At 70.2% G+C, this 22,394-nt stretch carries 19 protein-coding genes; 4 read left to right on the plus strand and 15 right to left on the minus strand.

Annotation, left to right across the window (positions count from 1 at the left end):
- Positions 1-171 precede the first annotated feature (171 nt).
- From ACIQZN_RS21075 to ACIQZN_RS21105, 7 genes are all read right to left on the minus strand, one after another.
- Complete coding sequence (locus ACIQZN_RS21075; RefSeq protein ID WP_403995909.1) at positions 172-624, minus strand: hypothetical protein; 453 nt, start codon at positions 622-624, stop codon at positions 172-174.
- 135 nt (positions 625-759) lie between these two features.
- Positions 760-1,605 carry a shikimate dehydrogenase gene (locus ACIQZN_RS21080; protein ID WP_403995912.1) on the minus strand — a complete coding sequence of 282 codons (846 nt, stop codon included), beginning with the start codon at positions 1,603-1,605 and terminating at the stop codon, positions 760-762.
- Positions 1,592-3,358 carry an endolytic transglycosylase MltG gene (gene mltG, locus ACIQZN_RS21085; RefSeq protein ID WP_403995915.1) on the minus strand — a complete coding sequence of 589 codons (1,767 nt, stop codon included), beginning with the start codon at positions 3,356-3,358 and terminating at the stop codon, positions 1,592-1,594. Before mltG ends, ACIQZN_RS21080 begins: the two co-directional genes overlap by 14 nt.
- Positions 3,359-3,453: 95 nt before the next feature.
- Positions 3,454-3,927 (minus strand): Holliday junction resolvase RuvX, encoded by a 474-nt coding sequence (ruvX, locus tag ACIQZN_RS21090; protein ID WP_330311268.1) that lies wholly within the window; start codon positions 3,925-3,927, stop codon positions 3,454-3,456.
- Positions 3,928-3,935: 8 nt separating this feature from the next.
- Positions 3,936-6,605, minus strand: a complete 2,670-nt coding sequence (alaS, locus tag ACIQZN_RS21095) for an alanine--tRNA ligase (protein WP_403995918.1) — start codon at positions 6,603-6,605, stop codon at positions 3,936-3,938.
- Positions 6,605-6,958: a DUF6167 family protein gene (locus ACIQZN_RS21100; protein ID WP_403995923.1), complete on the minus strand. Its 354-nt coding sequence runs from the start codon at positions 6,956-6,958 to the stop codon at positions 6,605-6,607. Before ACIQZN_RS21100 ends, alaS begins: the two co-directional genes overlap by 1 nt.
- A 7-nt stretch (positions 6,959-6,965) precedes the next feature.
- Positions 6,966-7,406, minus strand: a complete 441-nt coding sequence (locus ACIQZN_RS21105; RefSeq protein WP_403996133.1) for a DUF948 domain-containing protein — start codon at positions 7,404-7,406, stop codon at positions 6,966-6,968.
- A 216-nt stretch (positions 7,407-7,622) separates the two neighbouring features.
- Between ACIQZN_RS21105 and ACIQZN_RS21110 the strand changes: the two genes are divergently transcribed.
- Complete coding sequence (locus ACIQZN_RS21110) at positions 7,623-9,767, plus strand: ATP-binding protein (RefSeq protein ID WP_403995926.1); 2,145 nt, start codon at positions 7,623-7,625, stop codon at positions 9,765-9,767.
- Here ACIQZN_RS21110 and rpsD read toward each other — a convergent pair.
- Positions 9,755-10,369, minus strand: a complete 615-nt coding sequence (rpsD, locus tag ACIQZN_RS21115) for a 30S ribosomal protein S4 (RefSeq protein ID WP_018524225.1) — start codon at positions 10,367-10,369, stop codon at positions 9,755-9,757. The two genes, ACIQZN_RS21110 and rpsD, sit on opposite strands and share 13 nt — an antisense overlap.
- 188 nt (positions 10,370-10,557) lie before the next feature.
- Between rpsD and ACIQZN_RS21120 the strand changes: the two genes are divergently transcribed.
- The gene (locus tag ACIQZN_RS21120) at positions 10,558-11,259 is read left to right on the plus strand and encodes a DUF2470 domain-containing protein (RefSeq protein WP_403995930.1); all 702 of its coding nucleotides are present in this window, start codon (positions 10,558-10,560) and stop codon (positions 11,257-11,259) included.
- A 33-nt stretch (positions 11,260-11,292) separates the two neighbouring features.
- Here the strand turns inward: ACIQZN_RS21120 and ACIQZN_RS21125 are convergent, their stop codons facing one another.
- The 4 genes from ACIQZN_RS21125 to ACIQZN_RS21140 form a co-directional block, all read right to left on the minus strand.
- Positions 11,293-12,669: a replication-associated recombination protein A gene (locus ACIQZN_RS21125; RefSeq protein WP_403995933.1), complete on the minus strand. Its 1,377-nt coding sequence runs from the start codon at positions 12,667-12,669 to the stop codon at positions 11,293-11,295.
- Positions 12,670-12,738: 69 nt separating this feature from the next.
- A complete protein-coding gene (locus tag ACIQZN_RS21130) occupies positions 12,739-13,374 on the minus strand; it encodes a vitamin K epoxide reductase family protein (RefSeq protein WP_018524222.1) in 636 nt (211 codons plus the stop codon).
- 276 nt (positions 13,375-13,650) lie between these two features.
- The gene (hisS, locus tag ACIQZN_RS21135; protein ID WP_403995936.1) at positions 13,651-14,913 is read right to left on the minus strand and encodes a histidine--tRNA ligase; all 1,263 of its coding nucleotides are present in this window, start codon (positions 14,911-14,913) and stop codon (positions 13,651-13,653) included.
- 13 nt (positions 14,914-14,926) lie between these two features.
- Complete coding sequence (locus tag ACIQZN_RS21140) at positions 14,927-15,622, minus strand: MBL fold metallo-hydrolase (protein WP_143624514.1); 696 nt, start codon at positions 15,620-15,622, stop codon at positions 14,927-14,929.
- 149 nt (positions 15,623-15,771) lie between these two features.
- Here ACIQZN_RS21140 and ACIQZN_RS21145 point away from each other — a divergent pair, with 149 nt between their 5' ends.
- Positions 15,772-16,566, plus strand: coding sequence for a peptidylprolyl isomerase (locus ACIQZN_RS21145; RefSeq protein WP_403995939.1), 795 nt, complete (start codon positions 15,772-15,774; stop codon positions 16,564-16,566).
- Positions 16,567-16,739: 173 nt separating this feature from the next.
- Entirely contained in the window at positions 16,740-17,969 is a 1,230-nt protein-coding gene (locus tag ACIQZN_RS21150; RefSeq protein WP_403995942.1) for a DUF349 domain-containing protein, read from the plus strand.
- Positions 17,970-18,038: 69 nt separating this feature from the next.
- Here ACIQZN_RS21150 and ACIQZN_RS21155 read toward each other — a convergent pair whose 3' ends face one another.
- The 3 genes from ACIQZN_RS21155 to secF all read right to left on the minus strand — a co-directional run bounded on the left by ACIQZN_RS21155 (position 18,039) and on the right by secF (position 22,393).
- The gene (locus tag ACIQZN_RS21155) at positions 18,039-20,597 is read right to left on the minus strand and encodes a RelA/SpoT family protein (RefSeq protein ID WP_403995944.1); all 2,559 of its coding nucleotides are present in this window, start codon (positions 20,595-20,597) and stop codon (positions 18,039-18,041) included.
- Positions 20,598-20,747: 150 nt separating this feature from the next.
- Positions 20,748-21,299, minus strand: a complete 552-nt coding sequence (locus ACIQZN_RS21160) for an adenine phosphoribosyltransferase (protein WP_073864348.1) — start codon at positions 21,297-21,299, stop codon at positions 20,748-20,750.
- Entirely contained in the window at positions 21,299-22,393 is a 1,095-nt protein-coding gene (secF, locus tag ACIQZN_RS21165; RefSeq protein WP_403995948.1) for a protein translocase subunit SecF, read from the minus strand. The genes ACIQZN_RS21160 and secF overlap by 1 nt, the downstream gene beginning before the upstream one ends.
- Position 22,394 lies beyond the last annotated feature (1 nt).

The raw sequence follows: 22,394 nt of genomic DNA on the forward strand, positions 1-22,394 counted from the left end.
GCCGCCTCCGATCCTCCCACGGTGTGGGGACTGACTCTGCAAGTGTCCGAACGCCGGACATCCTGCAGCGCGGGAAACCTTCCACTGCCCTGTGAAGCGAGCCTGCCCGGCGCACCAATGGAACGCGACGCCGCTCGAAGGGCACCAGGGCCGCAAATGAACGGCTTCGGGCTAACCGCAGTGGCCGAAGCCACTGGTATAGCTGCCCCAAAATATGCCGTTATCGTAGTACTGGATCCCGCCCGTATACTTTACACACTTATTGGCGGCGTAGACGTAAACAGGGCCGGCATAGTAGCTGTATTCGGCTTTATCACGCTTCCAGCTTTCACCCTCGACAAGAATTCCGGCCTCGGTCTGGGCGCCAAAACCAACATACCCATTTATGTGCATTGTCACGACGCAGTTGTAGCCGTTTGAGGCGTTGTACAGCAGATAGACTCGACCTGCAGATGCGTCCGTACTCTTGTCATACCCCACGGTTTTGGACTCGAGTACGCTGTAGCCCGCCCCACAGGCGGCCTGCGGCGTCGAGGCAGCCGCCGCCGCAGGTGCAGCACCGGCCAGAACCGTCACACCGAGCAGGCCCGCAGTAACCCCAACCGAATAAAGAAGTCTTCGCATCTCTTCCCTCTCGAACGAGAAATAATTGAGCCAATACTAAAGGCTCACGATTCGTCGATCAAGAGGGTCATACTCCTTATGTCCGGAACGAAGAATTCCGGCTTCTCCGCGGATTACGCACCTGGCGTGCTCTGGCTACACGGCCCGCGGGACTCCCAGAGCGCCTTCGCCGGCCGCCCGCATAGCGGCCAGCGGAGCAGTCCGGATGTCAGTCATGCGCTCAACTTGGAGAACGGCCTGGTGCACCAGCAGGTCGAGGCCACCCACGACGGCTCCTCCGGCGGCCGACCAGCGAGCGGCCAGCACTGTCGGCCAGGGTTCGTACAGCACGTCGAACAGAGTGCCGGGAGACACGGGCACGGCCCCGGCCAGCGCGTCGGCCGCGCCTGCGGGGGTGGTCGCGATAACGAGGGGCGCGGTGAGCGCCCGGTCGGCCTCGGCCCAGTCGGCGATGCGGATGTCGACGCCGAGCCGTTCGCCCCAGCCGCGCATCTCGTCGGCGCGGGCCGCGCTGCGGACGTACGCGGTGACGGGGCCGGCGCAGAGGCCGGAGAGCGCCGCCAGCGCGGAGGACGCGGTGGCGCCGGCGCCGAGGATCGCGGCGGACTCCACCTTGTCGACGCCGCGTTCGCGCAGGGCCGCGATCATGCCGGGGATGTCGGTGTTGTCGCCGGTGCGGCGGCCGTCCTCGCCGAAGACCACGGTGTTCACGGCCTCGACGGAGGCGGCGGTGTCGGTGATCCCATCGAGCAGCGGGATGATCGCCCGCTTGAGCGGCATGGTGAGCGAGAGCCCGGCCCAGCTCCCGTCCAGCCCCTCGATGAACCCGGGCAACGCCTGCTCGTCGACCTCGAACCGGTCGTACGACCAGTCGTCGAGGCCGAGTTCGGCGTACGCGGTCCGGTGGAGGACCGGGGAGAGCGAGTGGGCGATGGGCGAGCCGAGGACGGCGGCGCGGTGATGGGCGTCAGTCGATGCCATGGATTTCATTGAACTTCGCTGTGAGTTTCGCATGCTCTGCGGCGGTCTTGGTGAATTCGGTCTTCTTGCCGTCGAGCGAGATGAAGAACATCCAACCGCTGCTCGTGGGGCTCAGCGTGGCACGCAGAGCTTCGTCGCCGGGGTTACTGATGGGCCCCGGAGGAAGACCGGCATGGTAATAGGTGTTGTACGGATCCGGATTACTGCGGATCTCCGAGAGCTTGATCTTGATCTTGCTCTGCTTGGTGAGGTAATTGAACGCGGAGTCGAATTCAAGCTTACGATTCGTGGCCGTATTGTCGGGCTTCAGGCGGTTATAGACGACTTCGGCCATTTTGCGGAAGTCGTCGTGCGTGAGGCCCTCCGCCTGGACCAGACTGGCCACGGTGAGCACCTGCCACGGTCCGTCCAACTTGTACTTCTTGGCTGCCCCTGCGAGGTCAAGCTTCTCGTACTCCTCGTTGGAGCGCGAGACCATGCTCTTCAGAACGGCTTCCGGCTTAGTTCCCTTCGTGACCGGATATGCGGCCGGATAGAGGAACCCTTCCAACGGGTCCTTCAGGTCCTTGTTCCGGCTCGCCCAGTCGGGCAGACCCAGATCGGACTTCTTGGACTTCGCTACGTCCTCGGTGGTGCCCTTCTTGAGGCCCAGTTTCGCATCGACCATCGCGTACACGGCGGCATTCCGGGAGCCCTCCGGAATCACCAGAAGATTCTGGCTCTTCGGGTCCACCATCATCTTCACGGCCTCGGACGCCGACATCTGCGAGTGCAGGAGGTAGACCCCCGCCTGGATCCCCTTGCCCTTCGGGTTCTCGTTCTGGGCCGAGACGAAGGCGTCTACGCTCTTCACGACGCCGGCCTTCTTCAGGATGTTGCCGATGTCGTACCCGAACGCGCCCTTCGGGATCTCCACCTCGACCGAGCCCGAGCCGCTGCCCGAGTAGTCCGGGGCGGGGCCGAAGCGGTCCTGGTAGAACGAGTAGCCGAAGTAGCCCGCGCCGCCGACGCCGGCGACCAGGACCAGGGAGACGACCAGGCACGCGCAGCCGCTGCGCCCCTTCTTCTTCTTGCCCTTGCCCCGGCGCTCGCCGCCCCCGCCGCTGTCGCGGTCGTCGTCATCGTCGTCGTAGTCGTCGTCCCGGGGCTTCTTGCCGCTGTCCTTCTCGTCCACGCCCGTGAAGAAGGGGTGGGTCTCCTCCGGCGGCTCCTCCGGGTCCCACTCCGGGGCCGCCTCGGGCACCTCGGCGGGAGCGGCCTCGCGGCGGCCGGGGGGCTGCGGCGGCGGGTAGGCGTCAGGGGTGCCGTAGTAGTCGTTCGTCTCGCCGTAGCCGTACGTGGCGACGGGCTGGCCCTCGTACGGCGGCACCGCCTGCTGGCCCGTGTCCCAGCCCGTGTCGTAGCCGGGCTGCGGCTGCTGCCCGTACGGATCCTGCGGGTGCTGGTTCCCGTACGCCTGCTGCTGGGCGTACGGGTCCTGCTGCTGATGGTGCTGCGGCTGCTGCTGCGCGTACGGGTCCTGCTGCTGGTACTGCCCGCCGTACGGGTCCTGCGGCTGCTGCTGGTACGGGTCGTACTGGCCCTGCGGATACTGCTGCTGGGCGCCGTACTGGTTCGTGCCGTCGTACTGGTTCTGGCCGTCGTACTGGGCCTGGCCGTGGGCAGGCTGCTGGCCGCCCCACCCCTGGTCCCCGTACAAGGGGTCCTCGGGATGCCACGGTTCGGAGCCGGGGCCCCGGCCATACTCAGTCATCGATCCCCTTGAGCCGCGAGACGATGTTCCGCCTCTTTGCTGTGCGGTGTTTGTTCGAACACCGCCGCATCGCGCGGAACGTTACCGTATTGCGATCAGACCACCACTTCGACGGCTTCGCCCGGCGGACGGCCCGAAGCGCGCTCGGACTCCAGAGCGTTCTGAAGGATCACCACAGCGGCAGCCTGGTCGATGACGGATCGCCCTTTTTTGGACTTCACGCCCGAGGCGCGCAGTCCCTGGCTGGCCGTCACTGTGGTCATCCTCTCGTCCAGCAGGCGCACCGGAATGGGTGCGACCGCTCGGGCGAGCACATCCGCGAAGGCGCGGACCTTGACGGCGGCAGGGCCCTCGCCGCCGCCCAGGGAGCGCGGCAGCCCGACGACGACCTCGATCGGTTCGTACTCCGCGACGATCTGTCCCAACCGCCGGTGGGCGGCCGGGACATCGCGTCCCGGCACGGTCTCCACCGGCGTCGCGAGGATCCCGTCGGGGTCGCACGAGGCGACCCCGATCCGGGCGTCCCCGACGTCGATCGCCAACCGGCGACCGCGGCGCATCTCCGTCATGCCCGGCGTCACGCCGTCTCGGTGACGAGGCGTTCGACGGCGGCGACGGCGTCGCCGATCGCCTCCGGGTTCTGGCCGCCGCCCTGCGCGACGTCCGGCTTGCCGCCGCCCCCGCCGCCGAGGGTCTTGGCGGCGGTACGGACGAGGTCGCCGGCCTTGAGGCCGCGCTCGCGGGCCGCCTCGTTGGTCGCGATGACGGTCAGCGGGCGCCCGTTGGCCGTGGTGAACAGCGCGACGACGGCCGGGCGGCCGCCCTGGATGCGGCCGCGCACGTCGAGGACGAGCTTGCGCAGGTCGTCGGCGGAGGTGCCGTCCGGCACCTGGCCGGTGACCAGGGCGACGCCCCGGACGTCCTTCGCGGAGTCCACGAGACCGGCGGCGGCCGCGAGGACCTTCTCCGCGCGGAACTTCTCGATCTCCTTCTCGGCGTCCTTCAGCTTGCCGAGCATGCCCGCGATCTTCTCCGGGAGCTCCTCGGAGCGGCCCTTGACCAGCTCCTGGAGCTGGGCGACGACCGTGTGCTCCTTGGCCAGGAAGTTGTACGCGTCGACGCCGACCAGGGCCTCGATGCGGCGCACGCCGGACCCGATGGAGGACTCGCCGAGCAGCTTGACCAGGCCGAGCTGAGCGGTGTTGTGGACGTGCGTACCGCCGCAGAGCTCCTTGGAGAAGTCCCCGATGGTGACGACCCGGACCCGCTCTCCGTACTTCTCGCCGAACTCCGCGATGGCGCCCTGCTTCTTCGCCTCGTCGATCGACATGACCTCGGCCTGCACGTCGAGCTCGCGGGCCAGGACCTCGTTGATCTTCTGCTCGACGTCGGTGAGGACCGTGCCGGGAACGGCGGCCGGCGAACCGAAGTCGAAGCGGAAGCGGCCCGGGGAGTTCTCCGAACCGGCCTGGGCGGCCGTCGGGCCGAGCGCGTCGCGCAGCGCCTGGTGCGTGAGGTGCGTGGCGCTGTGGGCGCGGGCGATGGCGCGGCGGCGGGTGGAGTCGATGCTCGCGTACGCGGACGCGCCGACCGTGACCTCGCCGACCTGGACGGACCCCTTGTGCACGGAGACGCCCGGGACCGGCTGCTGGACGTCGCGGACCACGATGACGGCGCCGCTGTCGAGCCGGATGCGGCCCTGGTCGGCGAGCTGGCCGCCGCCCTCGGCGTAGAACGGGGTGCGGTCGAGGACGATCTCGACCTCGTCGCCCTCGGTGGCGGCGGGCGAGGGGACGCCGTCCACGAGGAGGCCGACGATGGTCGACTCGCCCTCGGTCATGGTGTAGCCGGTGAACTCGGTGACGCCGGAGTTGTCGGCGACCTCGCGGTAGGCGGAGAGGTCGGCGTGGCCGGTCTTCTTGGCCTTGGCGTCGGCCTTGGCCTTGGCGCGCTGCTCCTGCATGAGGCGGCGGAACCCGTCCTCGTCCACGGAGAGCCCCTGCTCGGCGGCCATCTCCAGGGTGAGGTCGATCGGGAAGCCCCAGGTGTCGTGGAGCAGGAACGCCTTGTCGCCGGCGAGGACCGTGCCGCCGGAGGCCTTGGTCTCGGTGACCGCGGTCTCCAGGATGTTGGTACCGCCCTTGAGGGCCTTGAGGAAGGCGGCCTCCTCCGCGAGCGCGACGGTCTCGATGCGCTTGCGGTCGGTGACCAGCTCCGGGTACTGCTGCCCCATCGTGTTGACCACGACGTCGACCAGCTCGCGGACGACGGAACCGGTGGCGCCCATCAGCCGCATGTTCCGGATGGCGCGGCGCATGATGCGGCGCAGCACATAGCCGCGGCCCTCGTTGCCGGGGGTGACGCCGTCGCCGATGAGCATCACGGAGGTGCGGATGTGGTCGGCGACCACGCGCAGCGAGACGTCGGTGGACTCGGCGGCGCCGTAGCGCACCCCGGTCAGCTCGGTGGCGCGGTCCATGACGACGCGCAGGGTGTCGGTCTCGTACATGTTCTGCACGCCCTGCAGGATCATCGCGAGGCGTTCGAGGCCGAGACCGGTGTCGATGTTCTTGGAGGGCAGGTCGCCGAGGATCGGGAAGTCGTCCTTGCCCTCGCCGGCGCCGCGCTCGTACTGCATGAAGACCAGGTTCCAGATCTCCACGTACCGCTCGTCGTTGACGGCCGGGCCGCCCTCGACGCCGAACTCGGGGCCGCGGTCGTAGTTGATCTCGGAACACGGGCCGCAGGGGCCGGGGACGCCCATGGACCAGAAGTTGTCCTTCTTGCCCAGGCGCTGGATGCGCTCGGCCGGGACGCCGATCTTGTCCCGCCAGATGGCCTCGGCCTCGTCGTCGTCCAGGTAGACGGTGATCCACAGGCGCTCGGGGTCGAGCCCGAAGCCGCCGTCCGCCACGGAGCTGGTCAGCAGCTCCCAGGCGTACTCGATGGCGCCTTCCTTGAAGTAGTCGCCGAACGAGAAGTTGCCGCACATCTGGAAGAAGGTGCCGTGCCGGGTGGTCTTGCCGACCTCCTCGATGTCCGGCGTACGCACGCACTTCTGCACGCTGGTGACGCGCGGCGCGGGCGGCTTGACCTCGCCGAGGAAGTAGGGCTTGAACGGCACCATGCCGGCGGGGACCAGCAGCAGAGTCGGGTCGTCCGCGATGAGCGACGCCGAAGGGACAACGGTGTGACCGCGCTCCTCGTAGAAGCTCAGCCAGCGGCGACGAATTTCTGCCGACTCCATCAGTGGTCCTCATTCCGGTTGTACGAGTGGTAGGGGAGCTTGCGGTACGTGGCGGGGGCCGCGCCCGGGTCCGCGTCGGCCGCCTCGACGGCCGGGCGGCGCGCCGGGGGCAGTTCGCGGGGATCGGCCGCTTCGAGGCCCAGCGCCTCGCCGAGTTCGGCCTCGCGCCTGACCATGCCCTCGCGGACGTCCAGCGCGAAGTCCTTGAGCTTGTGACCGGCCACGATCGCCTTGTCGGCGGCCTGCGCCACGAGGCTTTCGGGGGTCAGCTGCTTGATCTTCCGGTTGACCTTGGTGGTGGCCCACACCCCGGCGGCTGCGCCGGCGGTGAACCAGAACGTACGGCGGAACATCGCTGCGTCAGTCCTTAGATCCGCGGGAATTTCGGCCGCCGCGCTTCCTGCCGCGCGCGGAGGGGACGGTCCGGCCGACGATCACCGAGCGCCGGGATCGCGCCTCCGGTTCGGGGGCGGACCGGCGGCCGATGGCCTGCCGGACGCCGTAGCCGAACGCGGCGACCTTGACCAGTGGCCCGCCGAAGGTGGAGGCGACCGTGGTGGAGAGCGCGGAGGCGTTGGAGGTGACTTCCTGCACGTCCGTCGCGATGGCGTCGACCCTGTCGAGCTGGGTCTGCGCGGAGCGTACGGTCGCGGAGGCGTCCGCGAGCAGGGGGACGGCCTGTTCGGTCACGTCCGCCACGAGTCTGGTGGTCGCCCTGAGCGTCTGGGCGAGCCTCACCAGCACGACGGCGAGGAACGAAACCAGGATCGCCCAGAAGACGGCCACGATGATCCCGGCCACCTCACCACCGGACACAGTGCACCGCGCTCTCTGGCTTGTCGTCAGTCTCTGTCTTGTTCTCCTGCTCTGCGGCGAGGGCCGTCATAGCGGCCGGTCGCCTTCCCCGGAGCCTATCGCGCCGGGGCTCACGCCCCGCACCGCATGACCGGGCGGGCGGCGGGGATCCGGTCGGCGAGATTGTACGGAGCGCTTTCAAGCCAGTACTCTGCGTGTCTCATGCGACGCCCTCAGAATCCGCACCCGGGCAATCTGCCCGCCGAGCTCAATGACTTCGTGGGCCGGGAGAGCGAGCTGGACGCGCTCGCCCGCTCTTTGGAGGAATCGCGGCTCGTCACCGTGACCGGGGTGGGCGGCGTCGGCAAGACCCGCCTGGTCACCAGAGCGGCAGCGCTGTTGGAGAAACGGTACTGCGACGGGGTGTGGCTGGTGGAGCTGTCCGCCGTCCACGACGCCGGGCTGCTGGAACACGCCGTGGCCGAGGCGCTGGGGCTCACCGACCACACCACCCGGCCGCCCCGCGCCGCGATCGTGGAGCACTGCGCGGACCGCGGCCTCCTGCTGGTGATCGACGGCTTCGAGCACCTCGTGGACGACTGCGCCGCACTGGTACGGGAGCTGCTGCGCCGCGCCCCGCGGCTGCGGGTCCTCGCGGCGGGCCGGCTGCCGCTGGAACTGGCGGGCGAGGCCGTCCACCCGCTCGCGACCATGACCGACGAGGACGCGCTCCGGCTGTTCGCCGAGCGGGCCGCCGGGGTGCGCCCCGACTTCCGGCTGACCGAGCACGGCCGCGCCCACGCCCAGGAGCTGTGCCGCCGGCTCGACGGCATCCCGCTGGCCCTGGAGCTGGCGGCGGGGCGGCTGCGGGCCCTGTCGACCGAGCAGGTGCTGCAACGGCTGGACGACCGCTTCCGGCTGCTGACCGGGGGGACCCGGGGCGCGCTGGAGCGGCACCAGACGCTGCGGACGGCCATCGGCTGGAGCCATGAGCTGTGCGCGCCGCCGCAGCGGCTGCTGTGGGCCCGGCTGTCGGTCTTCGCCGGGCAGTTCGACCTGGAGGCCGTCGAGTACATCTGCAGCGGGCCCGACCTGCCCGCCGACTCGGTGCTCGACGTGCTGTCCGGGCTGCTGGCCCAGTCCGTGGTGCTGCGCGAGGACTCCCCCGTCGGCACCCGCTACCGGATGCTGGACACCGTGCGCGAGTACGGCGCCGAGTGGCTGGCCGCCACCGGGGACACCGACCGCCTGCGCAGGCGGCACCGCGACTGGTTCCTGGGGCTCGCGACCTGGTGCGAGCTGGACTGGTTCAGCCCCCGGCAGGCGGAGGTGGCGGCCCGGGCCGAGAGCGAGCTCCCGAATCTGCGCCGGGCCATGGAGTGCTCGCTGGAGAGCCCGCAGGAGGCGCACCTGGCGCAGTATCTGGCGGGCACGCTGTGGTTCCTGTGGGTGGGCTGCGGGCGCCTCTCGGAGGGCCGGCACTGGCTGGAGCACGTACTGGAGGAGGAGACCCCGTACGACTCCTCGCGGCTGAAGGCCCTGTGGGTGCTGGGATACGTGGCCGTCCTCCAGGGGGATCCGGTGGGGGCGATCTCCGCGCTGACGGAGTGCCGGGAGGAGGCCGAGGCGGAGGGTGACGCCACAGCGGCCGCGTACGCCGTGCACCGCACCGGGTGCCTGGCGCTGGTCACCGACGACATCGAGCGCGCCCGGGGCCTCCTGGACGACGCGCTCGGCCGCTACCGGGAGCTGGGCGAGCTGAACAGCAACGTCCTGATGGCCCAGGTCGAACTGGCCATGGCCACCGGCTTCCTGGGGGACGCGGAGCGGGCCGTCGCGATCTGCGAGGAGGTCCGGGACATCTGCGAGGACCACGGCGAGCGATGGGCCCTGAGCTACGCGCTTTACGTCCTGGCCTACGCCGCCCTGGAAGGGGGCGACCCGGAGCGGGCCCGGCGGCTGCTCCTCGAATCGCTGGCGATCAGCCACGGCTTCCACGACCTTCTCGGCACGGTCCTGGTCCTCGAACTGCTGGCCCTGGTCACGGTCACCGAGGGGGACGCCGCCGAGGCGGCGCTGCTCCAGGGGGCCGCCGACCGGATCTGGCCCTCGGTGGGGCTGCCGCTGTTCGGTTCGGCGTACTACGGGGCGCCGAGGGCGCGCTGCGAGGAGCTGGCGCTGCGGGAGCTGGGCGGGGCGCGGTACGCGGCGGCGCTGGGCGCGGGCGGGGAGCTGGCGCCGGACGCGGCGGTCGCCCGGGCGCTCCGGGCGCGGGAGAACGCGAAAGCCCGCCGCCTCCCCGGAGAGCGGGAAGGGGCGGGCCTGAGCGCCGGTGAAGAGCGGCTACGCCTGGATCAGCGGGCGTAGTACTCGACGACGAGCTGCTCGTCGCAGATCACGGGGATTTCCTTGCGGTTCGGGTCCCGGTCAAGGCGGAAGGCCAGGGCCTTCAGGTTCACCTGCAAGTAGCGCGGGGTCTCGCCGTCGGTGTCGTAACCACCCTCGCGGGCCACCTGGAAGGGGACCTTGGAGCGGCTGCGCTCGCGGACCTGGACGACGTCGTCCGGGCGGACGCGGAACGACGGCTTGTCGACCTTGCCACCGTTGACCTCGATGTGGCCGTGGACGACCATCTGGCGGGCCTGGTAGATGGTCCGGGCGATGCCCGAACGCAGGACCAGCGCGTCGAGACGGCGCTCGAGCTCGACGACCAGCGCCTCGCCCGTCTTGCCCTCGGCCTTCTTGGCGCGGTCGTAGGCACGCGCCATCTGGCGCTCGCTGATGTCGTACTGCGCGCGCAGACGCTGCTTCTCGAGCAGACGGACCTTGTAGTCCGAGTTCTGCTTGCGGCCGCGGCCGTGCTCGCCCGGCGGGTAGGGGCGGGCCTCGAAGTACTTGACCGCCTTCGGCGTCAGCGCGATGCCGAGCGCGCGGCTCTTCTTGACCTTGGGACGCGACTGATTAGGCACGTTCTCCAGACCTCCATTGTAGGTTAGGTTAGGCTCACCTTACTCAAGGAGATCGCATGTCTCGCCCTGGGAACACCACACACGTCACGGACAGCACAGACAGCATCGACGCGCCTGATGGCGTCGAGATGACGGAGGACCGATCAGATCGTGGTCAGCCGCGTCCCAGCGGGCTTGAAATCACACGGATGCCGTCAGCAGCCGAGCGCACACGAACTCTCGTACAGAGTACCTGCTCCGCGGTACTGCTCGTTCCCGGGCTCGAAGCGGCGGGCTCGGACCAGCTCATGCCGCTGTCCCGCGGCGTGGGCCCGGACGGCGATCTGTTCCTGGAATTCCCCGCGGATTCCCCGGCCGTACGGGCCGCGACGCACGCCCAGGACGACGAGCTGCCGGCCGTGCTGGAGATCACGGACGTCGCCCCGGTCTCCGTACCCCACCGTATCCGGGGCCGGGCCCGGGTCAGCGGCTGGCTGACCGCCGTCCCCGGGATGGCGGGCCCCGGCCGGATGATGCTGCGCCTGGAGACGGACGAGGCGCACATCGACGACCTGTGGGGGGTGGAGGGCGTGGAGGCCGAGAGCTTCCGCGACGCCGCCCCCGACCCGCTCGCCCTCCACGAGGCCGAGCTGCTCCAGCACCTCTACTCCTCGCACACGGAGGAGCTGGCGTCGCTGTGCGAGCTGCTCGGCGAGCGGGCCGTGTGCTCCTGCCCCGAACACCGGCCGGCCGTGGTGCCGCTGGTGCTGGACCGGTTCGGGCTGCGGGTGCGCTTCTGCGAGCAGGAGGGCGGCTGCTTCGACGCCCGGTTCGAATTCCCCGAGCCGGTGCGGGACGTGGTGGAGCTCAGCCACGCCATGCACACGCTCTTCGCGGCCGCCGCTCACTGAGGAGCGCGCCCCGGACGCCCGCCGGGCACGGACTCAGGCCGTGCCCGTCCCGTCCTCGCCGTCCGTCCGGCCGAGCCGTTCCCTGACCCGGTCCACCACGTCCGCGTACCGCGCCTCGGCGCCGTAGCGGGTGGGGCGGTAGTACTGCTTGTCGCTCACCGCGTCCGGTGCGTACTGCTGGGCGGCGATGCCGCCGGGCACGTCGTGCGGGTAGACGTAGCCCTGGGCGTGGCCCAGCTTGGCCGCGCCCTTGTAGTGGCCGTCGCGCAGATGGGCCGGGACCGGGCCGGCCAGCCCCTTGCGGATGTCCTCGCGGGCGGCGGAGATCGCCAGCGTCGCCGCGTTGGACTTGGGGGCGAGGGCCAGGGCGATGGTGGCGTGGCTGAGGGTGAGCGCCGCCTCGGGGAAGCCGATCAGGGCCACCGCCTGGGCGGCCGCGACCGCGGTGGGCAGCGCCGTCGGGTCGGCGAGGCCGATGTCCTCGCTGGCCGAGATCATCAGCCGCCGGGCGATGAACCTCGGGTCCTCCCCCGCCTCGATCATGCGGGCCAGGTAGTGCAGGGCCGCGTCGACGTCGGAGCCCCGGATCGACTTGATCAGGGCGCTGGCCACGTCATAGTGCTGGTCGCCGTCCCGGTCGTACTTCACAGCCGCCCGGTCGACGGTCTCCTCCAGGGTGAGGAGCGTGATCTCCTCCTCCCGCTTGGCCAGCGCCGCCCCGGCCGCGGCCTCCAGGGCGGTCAGCGCGCGGCGGGCGTCGCCCCCGGCGATGCGCAGCAGGTGCTCCTCGGCCTCCACCGGGAGGCTCACCGCGCCGCCGAGGCCACGCTCGTCGGTGAGGGCGCGGTGCAGCAGGCCGCGCAGGTCGTCATCGGTCAGGGGCTCCAGCGTCAGCAGCAGCGAGCGCGAGAGGAGCGGGGAGATGACGGAGAAGTACGGGTTCTCCGTGGTCGCCGCGATCAGGGTGACCCAGCGGTTCTCGACGGCGGGGAGCAGGGAGTCCTGCTGGGCCTTGGAGAAGCGGTGGATCTCGTCCAGGAAGAGGACGGTCTCCTTGCCGTAGCCCCCGGTCGCGCGGCGGGCGCCCTCGATCACGGCGCGGACTTCCTTGACGCCCGCGGTGATCGCGGAGAGCTCGACGAATCGTTTGTTCGTCGCCTTGCTGACCACGTACGCGAGAGTGGTCTTGCCGGTCCCGGGCGGGCCCCAGAGGATGACCGAGGAGGGGCCGGCCGGTCCGCCGCCGCTCTCGCCGACCAGGCGGCGCAGGGGCGATCCCGGCTTGAGCAGATGCTGCTGGCCGACGACCTCGTCCAGCGTACGGGGACGCATCCGGACGGCCAGCGGGCTGCTGGACGGGTCCTTCTCCTGGCGGTCTTCGGCAGCGGCGGTAAAGAGGTCGGGCTCCACGTCTCGAAGCCTATGCCACCCCACTGACAACGGTGCCGGGCCGATGGTCCGGCCCGGCGCCACGGCGGGTCAGCTGGTCCAGAAGTCCCACCAGCGGGTCAGAATCAGCATGCCGATGATGCCGATCCAGAGCACCGGGGGCACCCAGTGGAACTCGGTGAGGCCGTTGCGCAGCCAGGAGGGCGCGGGGATGATCCCGTGCCGGATGTTGTGCGTGGTGACGTAGCAGAACATGAGGATCGTGGCGACCCAGGCCAGGCAGCACCACAGGCACAGCGAGTTGATGTTGTACAGCGACTGGTACTGGAGCCAGGTGCAGAAGCCGACGCCGAAGAGCGTGCCCGCGTTCATGCCGAGCCAGTACCAGGGACGGAAGCGGGCTCCGGCCAGCAGCGCCAGACCGATTCCGATGATCACCGGGTAGGTGACCATGCCGAGCCACGGGTTGGGGAAGCCGAAGGCGGACGCCTGCTCGCTCTTCATGATGTTGCCGCAGGCGACCACGGGGTTGAGGCTGCACCCGGGGACGAAGGAGGGGTCCTCCATCATCTTGAGCTTGTCGAGCGTGATGACCCATGCGGCGAGCGTTCCGGCGGCGCCGGTGATCATGAGCAGGATGGCCAGCGCGCGGCTGCCGCCGATGGTCCGCTTCCCGCCCCTCTCGTCCTGGTCGGAGGAGGGATGGTCAACCGCTGCAGTCGTCATATCGCCGTTTCCGTCACTGAGTAGCCTGCTGGGCAGGGTCATTGTGCCGTACGGCTCGGCCGCTCTTCCGTTCGATGCACATAAAGGCGTACACACCGAGGCGGGCCCGTCCGGAAGCGGATCCCGGGCCCCGCAAGCCGCGACGAGGCGAATCACGTCCCGCGCGCCCCTCCCCCGGGCGTCACATCCCGCACGGACGGAATCACCGTGCGGGATGAATCCGCGCCCACCACGTTGACGCGAGGGGGCGGGCGCACGGCCCGCCCCCGCCACGTCTCAGGCCAGGCGCGCCCGGACCGTCTCGACCACGTCGGAGACGGGCACCGGCGTCTGCTCGCCGGACTCCATGTCCTTGAGCTGGACGTGGCCCTCGGCCAGGTCGCGCTCGCCGGCCACGATCGTGAACCGGGCGCCGGAACGGTTGGCGCTCTTCATCGCGCCCTTCAGCCCTCGGCCGCCGAACGCGAAGTCCGCGGCCACGCCCTCCCGGCGCAGCTGGGTGACGACGCCGAACAGGACCCGGCGCGCCTCCTCGCCGAGCGGGACCGCGAAGACGCTGGTGGTGGAGGGCAGGTCCAGCTCGATGCCCTCGGCCTCCAGGGCGAGGACCGTGCGGTCCACACCGAGCGCCCAGCCGACCGACGGGAGCGCCGGGCCGCCGATCATCTCGGAGAGCCCGTCGTAGCGGCCGCCGCCGCCCACCGCCGACTGCGAGCCGAGACCGTCGTGGACGAACTCGAAGGTGGTGCGCGTGTAGTAGTCGAGGCCGCGGACCAGCCTCTCGTCGTCCTCGTAGATCACGCCCGCCTCGTTGAGCAGGTCGCGGACCTGCTCGTGGTACGCCTTGCACGCGTCGCAGAGGAAGTCGCGCAGCACCGGGGCGCCGGTCAGCTGCTTCTGGACCTCGGGGCGCTTGTCGTCGAGGACGCGCAGCGGGTTGATCTCGATGCGCCGGCGGGTCTCCTCGTCCAGGTCCAGTTCGCGCAGGAAGCCCTGGAGCGCGTCCCGGTAGACGGGGCGGCACTCCTTGTCGCCCAGCGAGTTCAGCAGGATCCGGAACTCGCGCAGGCCCAGCGCGCGGTACGCCTGGTCGGCGAGGATGATCAGCTCGGCGTCGAGCGCGGGGTCCTCGGCGCCGATGGCCTCGGCACCGACCTGCGAGAAGTGGCGGTAGCGGCCCTTCTGCGGGCGCTCGTAGCGGTAGTACGAGCCGGAGTACCAGAGCTTGACCGGCAGGTTGCCCAGCTTGTGGAGGTTGGCCTCCAGGGCCGCGCGGAGCACCGATGCGGTTCCCTCGGGGCGCAGGGCGAGCTGGGAGCCGCCCTTGGTGGTGAGGGTGTACATCTCCTTGGTCACGATGTCGGTGGACTCGCCGACGCCGCGTGAGAAGAGGGCCACGTCCTCGAAGCCCGGGGTCTCGATGTAGCCGTAGCCGGAGTTCTTCAGCGGGGCGGCGATGGCCTCGCGCACCGCCAGGTACTTCGCGGAGTCCGGCGGGGTCAGGTCGTACGTGCCCTTGGGGGCCTTGAAGGTGCTCACGATTCCGCTCTCGTCACATTCCTCGTCGGGGCGCGTCCGCACCGGTCATCCCGGTCAGAAACGGGTTGGTGGCGCGCTCGCGGCCGATGGTCGTCTGGGGGCCGTGGCCGGACAGCACCACGGTCGAGTCGTCGAGCGGCAGGCACACACGGGCCAGCGACTCGAGGAGCTCGGCGTGGTCGCCGCCGGGCAGGTCGGTGCGTCCGACGGAGCCGGCGAAGAGCAGGTCGCCCGAGAAGAGGACCGGGGGGACCTCCGGAGTCTCGGGCATCCTGAACGTCACCGACCCCTTGGTATGGCCGGGCGCGTGCGAGACGCCGAACTCCATGCCCGCGAGGCGCAGGCGGGCGCCGTCGGTCAGCTCCTGGACGTCGTCCGGCTCCCCCACCGTCAGCTCGCCCATGAGCGGCATCCCGATGGAGCGGCCGAGCGCCTTCTCCGGGTCGCTCATCATGTAGCGGTCCTCGGGGTGGATCCAGGCGGGGACGTCGTGCGCGCCGCACACCGGGACGACCGAGGCGACATGGTCGATGTGGCCGTGCGTGAGGACGACGGCGACGGGCTTGAGCCGATGCTTCCTCAGCGTTTCCTCGACTCCGGCGGCGGCCTGGTGGCCCGGGTCGATGATCACGCACTCCTCACCCGCGGCGGGGGCGACCAGGTAACAGTTGGTCCCCCAGGCCCCGGCGGGGAACCCGGCAATCAGCACGATCGTCCTCAATCGGTAGTCCAACGCGGAAGAGCGACCGCGAGGTCACAGCAGTTCAGAGCCTACCGGCGCTCCTCATTCCACAGCTAACCCATATACGGTACGGGGCGACCCAGGCCCGAACACACGACGTACAAGGAGAACACCCGGTGGTCACCAGCGATCAGCGGCGGCGGCAGCTCGCCCGGGAGAAGTACGAGCGGCAGCAGCGGCGCCGGGAGGACGCCCGGCGGCGTACGAGGCGGCTGACGCTCGCCATCACTTCGGCGGTCGCCGTGGTGGCGGTCATCGGCGGCGCGACGTACCTCGCCACCAGCGGGGACGACGACAAGGACAAGACGGACGCGGCGGCGAGCCAGAGCCCGTCCGCCGAGGCGTCGCCCTCCCCCACGGAGGAGGCGAAGCCGGAGCCGGCGATGAAGATCGACAAGAAGGCCGAGTACACGATGTCGCTCAAGACGAGCCAGGGCGACATCGCGTTCACCATGGACGCGTCGAAGACCCCGCACACGACGAACTCCTTCAAGTCGCTCGCCGACAAGAAGTTCTTCGACGGCACCAAGTGCCACCGGCTGACCACGGAGAACATCTACGTCCTCCAGTGCGGCGACCCCAAGGGCGACGGCACCGGCGGTCCGGGCTACACCATCCCCGACGAGAACCTGACCGCGCTGGGCAAGGCGGGCTCGGAGGGCTCGGTGACGTACCCGGCGGGCACGGTGGCGATGGCCAACACCGGTCAGCCGCACACCGGCGGCAGCCAGTTCTTCCTGGTCTACAAGGACAGCAAGCTGCCGCCGACGTACACGCCGTTCGGCACGATGGACGCGAAGTCGCTGAAGGCCGTCCAGGCCGTCGGCAAGGCCGGGGTGGACGGCGGTGGCCCCGACGGGGCGCCGAAGAAGGCCGTGAACATCTCGAAGCTGACCGTCGACAAGGTGTGATTCCGGGGGCGGGCCCGCCGGGCGGCGAATAAATCCAGCCGTGCTGAGTGCGGACAGCCGGGCGGCCCGTCGCCTAGATTGGCGTCGTGCAGGGCGGGCGGTGCCCGCCCCAGGAAACTGTGGACGATGCCAGGGGGGTGATCCCCTCGCGGGCATCAGGTGGAGGAGGCGCTGTGAGCAGCGACCCGTGGGGCCGTGTCGATGAGACGGGCACCGTGTACGTGCGTACAGCCGACGGCGAGCAGGTTGTCGGATCGTGGCAGGCCGGTTCACCGGCGGAGGCCCTGGCCTACTTCGAGCGCAAGTACGAGGGCATTGTGGTCGAGATCGGCCTCCTCGAACGGCGGGTGAAGACCACCGATCTGTCCGCGAAGGACGCGACGGCCGCCATCGAGCACCTGCGCACCCAGGTCGACGAGCACCACGCCGTCGGCGACCTGGACGCGCTGCGCAAGCGGCTGGACGCGCTCGTCGCGACGGTCGATTCGCGGCGCGAGGAGCGCAAGGCCCAGAAGGCGAAGCAGGCCGACGAGGCGAAGCACGCCAAGGAGGCCCTGGTCGCCGAGGCCGAGGAGCTGGCGCAGAGCGAGCAGTGGCGCTCCGCGGGCGAGCGGCTGCGCGCCCTCGTGGACACGTGGAAGGGCCTGCCCAGGCTCGACCGCAAGTCCGACGACGAGCTGTGGCACCGCTTCTCGCACGCCCGCTCGGCGTTCTCCAAGCGCCGCAAGGCCCACTTCGCCTCGCTGGACGCCCAGCGCGAGGAGGCCCGCAAGGTCAAGGAGAAGCTGGTCGTGGAGGCCGAGGCGCTCTCCGGGTCCACGGACTGGGGGACGACGGCCGCCCGCTACCGCGACCTGATGACCCAGTGGAAGGCGGCGGGCCGCGCCCAGCGCGAGGCCGAGGACGAGCTGTGGAACCGTTTCCGCGGTGCGCAGGACGTCTTCTTCGCCGTCCGTGGCGAGGTCTTCGCGGAGCGCGACGCGGAGCAGGGCGAGAACCTCAAGCTGAAGGAGGAGCTCGCCGACGAGGCCGAGAAGCTGGCGCCGGTGACGGACCTGAAGGCGGCCCGGGCCGCGTTCCGGGGCATCAACGAGCGCTGGGAGGCCGTCGGCCACGTACCGCGTGACGCCCGTCCGAAGGTCGAGGGGCGGATGCAGGCGGTGGAGCGGGCGCTCCAGGAGGCCGAGGAGACCGAGTGGCGCCGGACGAACCCGGAGGCGCGGGCCCGCGCCGCGGGTCTGACCGGTCAGCTCCAGGCGGCCGTGGACAAGCTGCGCGGCCAGATCGACGCGGCCCGTGCCTCGGGCAACAACGCCCGCGCGGACAAGCTGGCCCGTGAACTGGAGGGCCGGCAGGCCCTGCTCGACCAGGCGCTCAAGGGCCTGGAGGAGTTCGGCGGCTGATCCGGCTTCCGTACCGCAGCAGAGGGGCCCTTCCGCACGACGCGGAAGGGCCCCTCTGCTGTACGCGTGCTACGGGCGGCGGGCCGAGGTCACCCGGTAGACGTCGTAGACGCCCTCCACGCCCCGTACCGCCTTCAGGACGTGGCCCAGGTGCTTCGGGTCGCCCATCTCGAAGGTGAAGCGCGAGGTGGCGACCCGGTCGCGGGACGTCTGGACGGCGGCGGACAGGATGTTGACGTGCTGGTCCGAGAGGACCCGGGTGACGTCCGACAGGAGCCGGGAGCGGTCCAGGGCCTCGACCTGGATGGCGACCAGGAAGACCGAGGACTGGGTGGGCGCCCACTCGACCTCCAGGATCCGTTCCGGCTGCTGCGAGAGCGAGTCGACGTTCACACAGTCCGCGCGGTGCACGGAGACGCCGCTGCCCCGGGTGACGAAGCCGATGATGGGGTCGCCGGGCACGGGCGTACAACAGCGGGCGAGCTTGACCCAGACGTCGTCGACGCCCTTGACGACCACCCCGGGGTCGGCGTTGGAGCGACGCTTGGTGCGGCTGCGGGAGGGCGGGGTGCTCTCCTCCAGGTCCTCGTTGGCCGCGTCCTCGCCGCCGAGGGCCTGGACCAGTTTCTGCACGACGCCGGCGGCGGCCACGTGGCCCTCGCCGATCGCGGCGTACAGGGACGAGATGTCGGGGTACCGCATCTCGTGCGCCAGGGTGACCAGCGAGTCGCCGGTCAGGATGCGCTGGATCGGCAGGTTCTGTTTGCGCATGGCCCGCGCGATGGCGTCCTTGCCCTGCTCGATCGCCTCGTCGCGGCGCTCCTTGGAGAACCAGGCGCGGATCTTGTTGCGGGCCCGGGGCGATTTGACGAAGCCCAGCCAGTCGCGGGAGGGCCCGGCACCGGCCGCCTTCGAGGTGAAGACCTCGACCAGGTCGCCGTTGTCGAGCGTGGACTCCAGCGGCACGAGCCGGCCGTTGACCCGTGCTCCTATCGTGCGGTGGCCGACCTCCGTGTGGACGGCGTACGCGAAGTCGACGGGGGTGGCCCCGGCCGGCAGCGCTATGACGTCGCCCTTGGGCGTGAAGACGAAGACCTCGTTGCGCGAGAGGTCGAAGCGCAGGGACTCCAGGAACTCGCTGGGGTCCTCGGTCTCCTTCTGCCAGTCCAGGAGCTGGCGCAGCCACGCCATGTCGTTGACGGTGTCCTGGCCGCGCCCGGTGTTCTTGGGGACGTCGGTGCGGACCTTGGAGGCGCCCGCGACGGCCTCCTGCTTGTACTTCCAGTGCGCGGCGATGCCGTACTCGGCGCGGCGGTGCATGTCGAACGTACGGATCTGGAGCTCGACGGGCTTGCCGCTGGGACCGATCACCGTGGTGTGCAGCGACTGGTACATGTTGAACTTGGGCATCGCGATGTAGTCCTTGAACCGGCCGGGGACCGGATTCCATCGCGCGTGCACGGTGCCGAGCGCCGCGTAGCAGTCGCGGACGGTGTCCACGAGGACGCGGATGCCCACCAGGTCGTAGATCTCGGCGAAGTCGCGGCCCCGCACGATCATCTTCTGGTAGACGCTGTAGTAGTGCTTGGGCCGTCCGGTGACGGTGGCCTTGATGCGGGCGGCGCGCAGGTCGGCCTGGACCTCGTCGGTGACGATGGCGAGGTATTCGTCGCGCTTGGGCGCGCGCTCGGCGACCAGCCGCACGATCTCGTCGTACATCTTCGGGTAGAGGATCGCGAAGGCGAGGTCCTCCAGCTCCCACTTGATGGTGTTCATGCCCAGGCGGTGGGCGAGCGGGGCGTAGATCTCCAGCGTCTCGCGGGCCTTCTTCTCCTGCTTCTCCCGCTTGAGATACCGCATGGTGCGCATGTTGTGCAGGCGGTCGGCGAGCTTGATGACCAGGACGCGCGGGTCCTTGGCCATGGCGACGACCATCTTGCGCACGGTCTCGGCCTGCGCGGCCTCGCCGAACTTGACCTTGTCCAGCTTGGTGACGCCGTCGACCAGCAGGGCGACCTGGTCGCCGAAGTCGCGGCGCAGGGTGTCCAGGCCGTATTCGGTGTCCTCGACCGTGTCGTGCAGCAGCCCGGCCATCAGGGTGGCCGGATCCATGCCCAGCTCGGCGAGGATCGTCGTCACGGCGAGCGGGTGCGTGATGTACGGGTCGCCGCTCTTGCGCTTCTGTCCGCGGTGCCAGCGCTCGGCGACCTGGTAGGCCCGCTCGATCTGGCGCAGCGTGGAGGTCTCGGTCTTGGCGTCGTTGCCGCGGACGATCCGCAGCAGCGGTTCGAGGACCGGGTTGTACGGGCTGGAGCGCTGGACGCCGAGACGGGCGAGGCGGGCCCGGACACGGTTGGAGGAGCCGCCGGAGCGGGAGGCCGGGCCGGTGGGCGAGGTGGACCCGGCGGCGGGCTTCGCGGGGGGCTTGGGCGCGGTCGGGGCGGGCTCGGCCGGCTGGGCGGGGGAAGCGGGCGCGGGGCCGTTGGCCTCGGCGGACGCCGGGCCCGTGCCGGGCTGGGGCGCCGGAGGCTTCGGCTTCTCCGCGGGCTCCTGCTTCGCGGGCGTGGCGGAGGCCGCCTCGGGCTTGTCGGGCTGCGGGGCGGCGACTGGCTGGGCCTCGTCTGGCAAGAGCGCTCCTCGTGCGGATCCGGACACACCCGGAAGGGCCATCGTAACGACCCGGCGGCCGGTCCTCCCCCGGGGACCGTGAGAGCCCTGACAACGCCGACGGGCACCCGGTTGTTCCCGGGTGCCCGTCGGCGTCGGTGCGGCAGGTCCTCAGACCGTGATCAGGGCCTCCAGCGGGGCCCCGCGCAGGCTGTCGGCCAGGCGGGCCCGGCCGGCCAGGAAGCCCAGCTCCATGAGGACGGCGACCCCGGCGACCTGGGCGCCGGCCCGCCGGATGAGCTCCAGGGACGCGTCGGCGGTGCCGCCGGTGGCGAGCACGTCGTCGATGACCATGATCCGGTCGTCGGCGGACAGGTCCTCCGCGTGGATCTCGATCTCGGCGGTGCCGTACTCCAGCTCGTACGCCTGGCTGAGCGTGGCGCCCGGCAGCTTCCCGGCCTTGCGGACCGGTACGAAGCCGAGGCCGGCCCGGACCGCGACGGGCGCGGCCAGGATGAAGCCGCGGGCCTCCAGGCCGACGATCTTCGTGGCGCCGTGCCGCAGGCACAGCTCCGCGAGGGCGTCGGTGAGGGCCGTGAAGGCGACCGGGTCCGCGAGCAGCGGGGTGATGTCCTTGAACATCACGCCCGGCTTCGGGTAGTCCGCCACGTCACGGATGCGGCTGAGCAGGAGCTCCCTGGTGCTCTCGGTGGTGCTGGTCATCAGCGCTTCCCCGGGGTACGGCCGTGGCCCCTCGGCTGCTGGCGCTGTCCGACGACCGCACCGGCGGGGGCGGCGTCCTCGTAGTCGCCCTCGTCCCGGTCGTCCTCATCGGTCTCGCCCTTGGCGGCGGAGGCCGCGCGCTTGGCGAGGACCCGCTTCTTCAGGGCCTTCATCTGCGGCTCGCGTTCCTTGAGGTCGGCGACCAGCGGGGTGGCGATGAAGATCGAGGAGTACGCACCGGCCGCGAGGCCGACGAAGAGGGCGAGCGAGATGTCGTTCAGCATGCCGGCGCCGAGGACGCCGCCGCCGATGAACAGCAGACCGGCGACCGGCAGCAGCGCGACGACGGTGGTGTTGATCGAGCGGACCAGCGTGCCGTTGATGGAGCGGTTGGCGACGTCGCTGTACGTCCACCGGGTCTGCTTGGTGATCCCCTTCGTGCCCTCCTTGAGGCTGTCGAAGACGACGACCGTGTCGTAGAGGGAGTAACCGAGGATGGTGAGCAGACCGATCACGGTGCCCGGGGTGACCTCGAAGCCGACCAGGGCGTAGACACCGACCGTGATGGTGATGTCGTGGATCAGTGCGACGAGGGCCGCCACCGCCATCCGCCACTCGAAGGCGATGGCCAGGTAGATCACGACCAGGACCATGAAGACGCCGAGGCCGGTCCACGCCTTGTTGGCGATCTGCTCGCCCCAGCTGGGACCGACGAGGTCGGCCGCGATCTTCTCGCGCGGGACGTCGAGGTCCTTGGCGAGCTTGTCCTGGATCTCGTCGGACTTCTGGGTGTCGACCTCGGTGATCTGGATACGCAGACCGCCGTTGCCGAGCTTCTGGACGATGGCCTGGTGGCCGGAGGCGTCCGAGGCCAGGTCCTCCGCCTCGGAGACGGACACGCTCGTCTTCGGGGTGGTGAAGACGGCACCGCCCTTGAACTCGATCCCCATGTTCAGGCCGCTGACCACCAGGCCGAGGATGGCCGTGATGGTGATCAGGACGGAGACGCCGTACCAGATCTTGCGCTTGCCGATGAAGTCGTAGCCGACCTCGCCTCGGTAGAGACGGGCGCCGAGATTCCCGAGTCGCGACATC

The sequence above is a fragment of the Streptomyces sp. NPDC097595 genome (genome assembly GCF_044761525.1).
Lineage (GTDB): Bacteria > Actinomycetota > Actinomycetes > Streptomycetales > Streptomycetaceae > Streptomyces > Streptomyces drozdowiczii_A.

Bases quoted from the DNA above. Each gene is read 5' to 3' on its own strand.
- ACIQZN_RS21075 (WP_403995909.1), bottom strand. From the start codon at position 624: ATGCGAAGACTTCTTTATTCGGTTGGGGTTACTGCGGGCCTGCTCGGT.
- ACIQZN_RS21080 (WP_403995912.1), bottom strand. From the start codon at position 1,605: ATGGCATCGACTGACGCCCATCACCGCGCCGCCGTCCTCGGCTCGCCC.
- mltG (WP_403995915.1), bottom strand. From the start codon at position 3,358: ATGACTGAGTATGGCCGGGGCCCCGGCTCCGAACCGTGGCATCCCGAG.
- ruvX (WP_330311268.1), bottom strand. From the start codon at position 3,927: ATGACGGAGATGCGCCGCGGTCGCCGGTTGGCGATCGACGTCGGGGAC.
- alaS (WP_403995918.1), bottom strand. From the start codon at position 6,605: ATGGAGTCGGCAGAAATTCGTCGCCGCTGGCTGAGCTTCTACGAGGAG.
- ACIQZN_RS21100 (WP_403995923.1), bottom strand. From the start codon at position 6,958: ATGTTCCGCCGTACGTTCTGGTTCACCGCCGGCGCAGCCGCCGGGGTG.
- ACIQZN_RS21110 (WP_403995926.1), top strand. From the start codon at position 7,623: ATGCGACGCCCTCAGAATCCGCACCCGGGCAATCTGCCCGCCGAGCTC.
- ACIQZN_RS21120 (WP_403995930.1), top strand. From the start codon at position 10,558: ATGCCGTCAGCAGCCGAGCGCACACGAACTCTCGTACAGAGTACCTGC.
- ACIQZN_RS21130 (WP_018524222.1), bottom strand. From the start codon at position 13,374: ATGACGACTGCAGCGGTTGACCATCCCTCCTCCGACCAGGACGAGAGG.
- ACIQZN_RS21160 (WP_073864348.1), bottom strand. From the start codon at position 21,299: ATGACCAGCACCACCGAGAGCACCAGGGAGCTCCTGCTCAGCCGCATC.
- secF (WP_403995948.1), bottom strand. From the start codon at position 22,393: ATGTCGCGACTCGGGAATCTCGGCGCCCGTCTCTACCGAGGCGAGGTC.